This is a genomic window from Vibrio sp. 10N.222.51.C5, assembly GCF_041474575.1.
GTDB lineage: Bacteria > Pseudomonadota > Gammaproteobacteria > Enterobacterales > Vibrionaceae > Vibrio > Vibrio crassostreae_C.
Map to the genome: position 1 here is coordinate 60,966 of NZ_JBFRUJ010000061.1, position 6,948 is coordinate 67,913.

5 protein-coding genes are annotated in these 6,948 nt (G+C 44.3%); 3 read left to right on the forward strand and 2 right to left on the reverse strand.

Translation table 11 applies throughout. The features are described 5' to 3' along the window. Positions 1 to 44: 44 nt before the first annotated feature. Positions 45 to 1,121: a low specificity L-threonine aldolase gene (locus AB4558_RS19125; RefSeq protein WP_372123129.1), complete on the reverse strand. Its 1,077-nt coding sequence runs from the start codon at positions 1,119 to 1,121 to the stop codon at positions 45 to 47. Between the two features lie 303 nt (positions 1,122 to 1,424). Between AB4558_RS19125 and AB4558_RS19130 the strand changes: the two genes are divergently transcribed. The 3 genes from AB4558_RS19130 (at position 1,425) to AB4558_RS19140 (ending at position 5,731) form a co-directional block, all read left to right on the forward strand. Beyond that, a complete protein-coding gene (locus AB4558_RS19130) occupies positions 1,425 to 2,042 on the forward strand; it encodes an NAD(P)H-dependent oxidoreductase (protein ID WP_046223961.1) in 618 nt (205 codons plus the stop codon). After that, entirely contained in the window at positions 2,042 to 3,967 is a 1,926-nt protein-coding gene (locus tag AB4558_RS19135) for a monovalent cation:proton antiporter-2 (CPA2) family protein (RefSeq protein ID WP_048608770.1), read from the forward strand. The genes AB4558_RS19130 and AB4558_RS19135 overlap by 1 nt, the downstream gene beginning before the upstream one ends. A 540-nt stretch (positions 3,968 to 4,507) precedes the next feature. Then, positions 4,508 to 5,731 (forward strand): DUF819 domain-containing protein, encoded by a 1,224-nt coding sequence (locus tag AB4558_RS19140; RefSeq protein ID WP_017071142.1) that lies wholly within the window; start codon positions 4,508 to 4,510, stop codon positions 5,729 to 5,731. An 86-nt stretch (positions 5,732 to 5,817) separates the two neighbouring features. Here the strand turns inward: AB4558_RS19140 and AB4558_RS19145 are convergent, their stop codons facing one another. After that, positions 5,818 to 6,678 carry a hypothetical protein gene (locus AB4558_RS19145; protein WP_372123127.1) on the reverse strand — a complete coding sequence of 287 codons (861 nt, stop codon included), beginning with the start codon at positions 6,676 to 6,678 and terminating at the stop codon, positions 5,818 to 5,820. Positions 6,679 to 6,948 lie beyond the last annotated feature (270 nt).

The following is a 6,948-nucleotide window of genomic DNA, read 5'->3' on the forward strand; positions in this document are numbered from 1 at the left end:
GTAATCAACTCAACTCTTCCGCAATCAAATTAACCCTTAGTTAATCAAATCAGCTCTTCGTTAATAAAATCAAGAATGTCGATCAGCTCATGATCAGGCAGATTCAGTAAGTTATCCCCTACATACCATTCAATCTTACATTGGTTTGGCAGTTCGCTGATCGCTGGGTTTCCTATCCAAACCTTGTGTTTCTTCGCTATGTTATCCCTCACAATAATGCCGTCTTCGTAGCTCACAGGTAAATAGAGGTGAAGCATGTTGACCTGCGGTTGCTGCGGGTTAACCGTAAACTGAGGGTAATCTTGTAGGATTTGATAAACCTGTTTGGTGCGTTCGTATAAAGCAGGCATCAGTTCTAATCGCTCATCAAACTGCATTGCTGCTGAAACCACATAAGGCGTTCGGTGATAAACATTACCACCTTGGCGCTTCATCCACGCCGATGCTTTCGCGACAAAGGCTTTATCACCCAGTAATAACGAACCACCCAGCCCATTGAGACCTTTGTACAGCGAAACATAAGCACTATCGAAGCCCTGAGCAATCTCGCTGTATGGCTTTTTATAATACGCGCCACATTCCCACAAACGTGCACCGTCCATATGAAGGTGAATCGATTGTTCTTTGCAGTATTGCTTGATCGCTTCAAGCTCATCCCATTCTGGCAATTGGCCGCCAATTTCACGCATCGGTAATTCATACAGAGCGGCTGCAATCTCATCAGGCCATGCCTTTAAGTCATCAACATTCCAAGTGCGAAATACATTGCCGACCGGAAGCACGTTGAAACGATTTTGGAGCTGATACCCTTGGCGTTCATGGCGAATGATATGACTCGACTCATGCATCGCTACTACCGGGTTTCTTTTCTCTTGGCACGCAATTTCTAATGCTGTGGGTTGATTCATGGTGCCGGTAATAACAAATACGGCGGCTTCATAACCAAGCAGCTCTGCGACCTTGTTTTCAAAGCTCTCGATAAACTCGCCATCACCGTAGCTATCATGGCTCACATTGTGTGTTTCACACCATTCAGCCATCTGAGCGAATGTTTGTGCTGGTGTCGGTTCTAGATGACCAGAAAGCAACAAATCACATTGTTGACGCAAGTCCATGCTCATAGTTTTTTCCTTTATTCATTATCGTTCTATGTAGGGTTATTGGATTATTTACGTTACCCACCAACGGTGACATAAAATGCCCACATTCGCTTTTACTATTCGTGAATAATTAGTTTTACTCAGTCATCGGCTACTTGTGCCTGAAAGACACAAAATGACTGGTGTCTTATATAATTAAACGCAGAAAGCACACGTATCTAAACAAAGAAGTATGGGCTAATTCGTTGTTGTTCAACCATTCTTCTATTATTGTATAACTATAATTCCAATAAATATTATTCGTTAATGGACAAAGAGGGCTATATGTCGAAAAATCGAGTCTTGGTGCTATTCGCCCACCCTTCTCAACATCGTTCTGAAGCAAACAAACCCTTATTTGAACAAGCCAAACGCGTTGACGGTGTTACCTGTGTCGATCTCTATGCCGAGTATCCGACATTTAAAATCAACATCGACCGTGAACAGAAACGCCTGTTAGACCATGACATCATCATTTTTCAGTTTCCTTTGTATTGGTACTCAACACCGGCAATTCTTAAAGAGTGGCAAGACCTTGTTCTTGAATACGGCTTCGCCTACGGCGCCGATGGCAATGAACTACAGGGTAAGAACTTATTATGTAGCATTACTGCAGGTGGTAAAAAAGATGCCTACCAAAGTGATGGTTACAACCATTTCACTATTCGAGAGCTGCTTCACCCAATCGAACAAACTGCTTCTCTGTGTGGGATGAACTATCTCGCGCCCTTTGCGTTATTTGGCTCGCGTACCGCGTTGGAAGAAAACCGCATTCAAGAGCATGTCGATAGCTATAAAGTGCTGTTAGAGGCGTTGGTTGCCGGCAAGATCAATATTAAGAAAGCCAGCAAAGCAGAAAAACTCAACCACTACGTAGAAGAACTAATGGCAGAGGTTAAATAATGACGGGATATTTTCTACAAGCGTTTATCTACTTAGTCGCAGCAGTTATTGCCGTGCCTATTGCCAAAAGACTTGGTCTTGGTTCTGTATTAGGTTACCTCATTGCTGGTGTTGTGATTGGCCCAATCATCGGCTTAGTGGGTGAAGAGACCACAACCATCCAACACTTTGCCGAGTTCGGCGTGGTTATGATGCTGTTCTTGGTCGGCCTTGAACTTGAGCCTAAGATGCTTTGGGCAATGAGAAACCGACTTATGGGGCTGGGTGGCCTGCAAGTTGGTGGCACTACCGCGATTGTAATGGGTATCGCCCTTTTCTTCGGACAACCTTGGACCATTGCGCTGACTATCGGTTTGATCTTCGCACTGTCATCTACCGCGATTGTACTCCAAACCTTTAACGAAAAAGGGCTATCCAAAACAGAAGGCGGCAAGAACGCTTTTTCAGTCCTACTGTTCCAAGATATTGCCGTCATCCCTATGTTGGCGTTCATTCCTCTATTAGCGTTGCCAGAATTAATTGAAGCTGCACAAAGCGCGGTCGCTTCGGCCTCTGATCATCATGAAGAGTTAAGTCTTGTTGCTGGCCTACCCGGTTGGGCTTATGGCCTTGTGATCACAGCATCTATTGCGATTGTTGTGGTCGGCGGACACTTCTTGAGTCGTCCACTGTTCCGCTTCGTGGCAAGCTCAGGCCTGCGTGAAATCTTTACTGCAACCGCACTGATGTTGGTGATTGGTATTGCTGCACTGATGAGCCTAGTCGGCCTATCACCGGCTTTGGGTACCTTCCTTGCGGGTGTGGTTTTAGCGAACAGTGAATTCCGCCACGAGCTTGAGTCTAATATTGACCCGTTTAAAGGGCTGCTACTTGGCTTGTTCTTCATTACCGTTGGTGCTGGCATCAACTTTGATGTTCTATTCAACGACTTTGGTTTGATCATTGGCCTCACTCTTGGCGTTATGCTTCTTAAAGCCTTGGTGCTATTTACGTTGGCATTGATCTTCAAAATCAAAAACAGTGACCGTTGGCTGTTTACACTGAGCTTGGCGCAAGCCGGTGAGTTTGGTTTTGTACTACTAAGCTTCTCAGCTCAAAACCACGTATTACCTGCTGACATCGTTCAAACATTGTCGCTGGTTGTGGCACTTTCAATGTTCCTAACACCAGGGCTGTTCATTCTATTTGATAAAGTGATTCTTCCTCGTTACGAACAAAAATCTAACGACCGCGAAGAAGATACCATCGAAGAGAAAGGTACCGTTATCATTGCGGGCATTGGTCGATTCGGTCAAATCGTTAACCGCTTGTTGGTGTCGAACGATGTCAATACGGTGGTTCTTGATCACCAAGCGAACCAAGTAGACTTACTACGCTCTATCAATATCAAATCTTACTTTGGTGATGCGACACGTCACGACTTATTGCATACCGCCGGAATCGAAGAAGCCGCGATGCTAGTAGTAGCAATCGATAATCAAGACTCAAGCGTTGAATTGGTCAAATACGTTAAACACACCTACCCTAAAGTGAAAATCTTAGCCCGCGCATTCGACCGTGGTCATAGTTATCGCTTACGAGAAGCAGGTGCAGACTTTGTGGAATCAGAGACCTACCATTCTGCTCTTGAAATGGGTGCAGAAGCCTTGCGCTCTTTGGGTCATCACCCATTCTTCGTCGAACAGCAAAAATCGACGTATCAACGCGTTGAAAGCCGTAAGTCTGAAAAGCTCTATCAAGCTTGGTCTGAAGCGGAAGAGAACCCACGCTACGACAACAACTACCGACAAATCTTCATTCACCTTGAAGAAGCAATGAAAGAAGATATGAAAAAAGACCGTTCAGACAAACACTCTCGCTCTGAACGTGGTTGGACACCACCACCAAAAGGCTATGCAGATGGCTTTGAGGAAGAAGAGTCTTAAACGGCATCTAGACTTCAGCTCTAGATAACCATGCAATTCAACCATCAAAAGCGGCTATTTAAGCCGCTTTTTCTTTCATTTACCCCCTACAAAACGTCAAATGAGCATAAGTAGCGGGTGCTGAAACTCGTAATCCGAGAGATTTGTGTGATCTAGCTAAAATTTTTAATTTCTGACCACATGGCAAAAGTGGATTCGATTTTTACATTATTGAAACATTCCCACCCCGCATAAACCACACCAAAAACATGGCTATATATGCACTCATTCCTACCATTCAAGCACCCACCCAATTCTTAGCGACCACTCTCTAAGGCTTGAATTACATTGCATATATCTAAATACGCTGCACAAGCCCTAACCCAACCATTCACCACACAAATAAGCCTTGCGCCGCATTCACAAATTCAACCCGTTAAAATTAACATAAACATTTCAAAACATGTCTATCGTTACAATTTGTAACGAATAGCGGTTATCGGTATAGTCCTGCAATTCAAAAAGTGAGACCTCTGCGCTCACCTTAAAGGAGATATAATAATGATTACTAATGATGCTGTAATAATGGGCATGTTAGCTGTTATTCTTGGCGGTGTTTTTATCACGGAAAGTAGCCAAAATAGCGCACTGAAAAAATTCTACTCGTTCGTTCCGGGTCTATTGCTTTGTTACTTTGTTCCCTCTTTATTAAACAGCTTCGGCATAATCGATGCTTCGAATTCTAAACTGTACTTTGTTGCAAGCCGTTACTTACTTCCGAGTGCACTCGTTCTACTGATCATCTCTGCAGATCTGCGCAAGATCTTTGGACTAGGTTCAAAAGCCGTCATCATGTTCCTAACCGGTACTGTCGGTATTATCATTGGCGGCCCATTGGCTATCTTGATCATCGACCAAATAAATCCTGGCCTTGTATCGGGTGATGTATGGCGTGGTCTAACAACGGTGGCTGGTTCTTGGATCGGCGGCGGTGCAAACCAAGCTGCAATGAAAGAAGTATTTGAAGTTGACGATCAGTTGTTCTCTGCGATGATTACTGTGGACGTAATCTGTGCCAATATTTGGATGGCAATATTGCTTATCATGGCAGGTCGTCAGAAGAAGATTGATGCATGGTTAAAAGCCGATACTTCATCTATCGAAGACCTAAAGGAAACCGTATCTAAGTACCAAGAAGAAAACGCGCGTCCGACGACGACAACGGATCTAATGAAGATCACTGCGATTGCGTTTGGCCTTACGGGCTTAGCACACTTCTTTAGCGACATTATCGCACCATGGATCTCAACTAATGCTCCTGAACTGGCGCAATACAGCCTGACTTCTGGATTCTTCTGGTTAATCGTAATGGTGACTACGTTTGCACTCATTGCTTCATGCTTCAAATCAACACGCAGCCTTGAGCACAGTGGCGCATCTAAAGTGGGCTCTGCATTCATCTACATCCTAGTTGCCACTATTGGTATGCAGATGGATATCACAGCTATCTTGGATAACCCAGGCTACTTCTTCATCGGTATCACTTGGTTAACCATCCACGCGATTATCATGATTGTGATGGCAAAGCTAATCCGTGCACCACTGTTCTTCATGGCAGTAGGTAGCCAAGCTAACGTCGGCGGCGCTGCATCGGCACCTATCGTCGCGGCTGCATTCCACCCAGCATTGGCACCAGTAGGTATCCTAATGGCGGTATTGGGTTATGCTCTCGGTACATACGGCGCTTACATCTGTGGTCTCATCATGCAAGTTGCTGCTGGTTAATAGAATCGCTTAATCCAATAACACCAAAGGCTGAACGATGATCGTTCAGCCTTTTTCGTTTCTAAAACTGTATTTCAAATAACGGCTTAATCGAACAAAGATGTCAGTTTATTTTCCACCACAGGGCTGATATTAAAGCTCAACATAAAATCTGGACGCGTTTTTTCGTCTTTCTCAAGGTAATAGTTCGCTTCAATGCCAAACTTCCAAGGGCGTCCATTCAGAACCGTTGTTTTACTAACACTGATGTTTAACGGAATTTCCGCCAGATCCTTATTCCAGTCGTACGAGAATGTTGGTGCAGAGCCCACCGTCCAACCACCTCCTAATATCTCTACCCAAAACACTTGTGTCGATGTCTTGTTGATTCGAGTATCAGAATGGTCGGCTCCGTCTCCAGAAACACCATACAAGTGATTTGGGAACATACCGACAACTCGCTCGCTACTCGCTTTCCCGACCATAAACTCTGGTCCGACAGCAAATTGATCCGCTGTTAAGTCACTGCTGCCCGTTGGCAACGAAGCAAAGATACCGAACGCGACAATAGTACCGCCCTCCATTTTAGGCGCATAAGCTAAATCAAATGAGATGTCTGTAAAGCCTGACTGCTCCGTGTGTTGCGAGCTTGCTGGTGCGTCCACATGGAAATCGTTCTGTACATAAGAGATGGCCGGGCGGAAGATCACTTTGTCGCCGTTATCCATGGGAAACGGCAGTGTCGGCTGTAATACTGTAGCGAAACTGTCCCCTCCACCATCGTAACCACCTGAATACTGGAGCTTTAAATTAAGGCTAGCGTAAGCTGTGTTTGGGTTTGCAAGTTCCTTTGCTGCCTGTTCTGCTGCTTGATCGCTTTCAGATTTCGAAATATCGTCCCTAGCGCTAGCAAAATTCGGCGTTAATAATAGTCCAGTTATTATTAGTGCAAGTGGTTTACAAGCCATGAGCCCTCTCTTCAATAGTAAAACAATAAGATGTAACTGCTTATTGAGTATTTTAGAGATTACTGGGCAGTAAAATGGCCATTCAGTGACAGAGAGATAAGTTAACCCTAGTTCATAGACAGGATCTTAAGAGCTAACTTGTTTATTTAGATAGAAAAAAGGCTTCATTTATGATCAGATAATCGTCGCCAAACAAACTACCTACATCAATAGTGAAGCCGATGACGATTATCTCCTTACAGAAGCAATTTAAGCAATTCTTTAATGCTG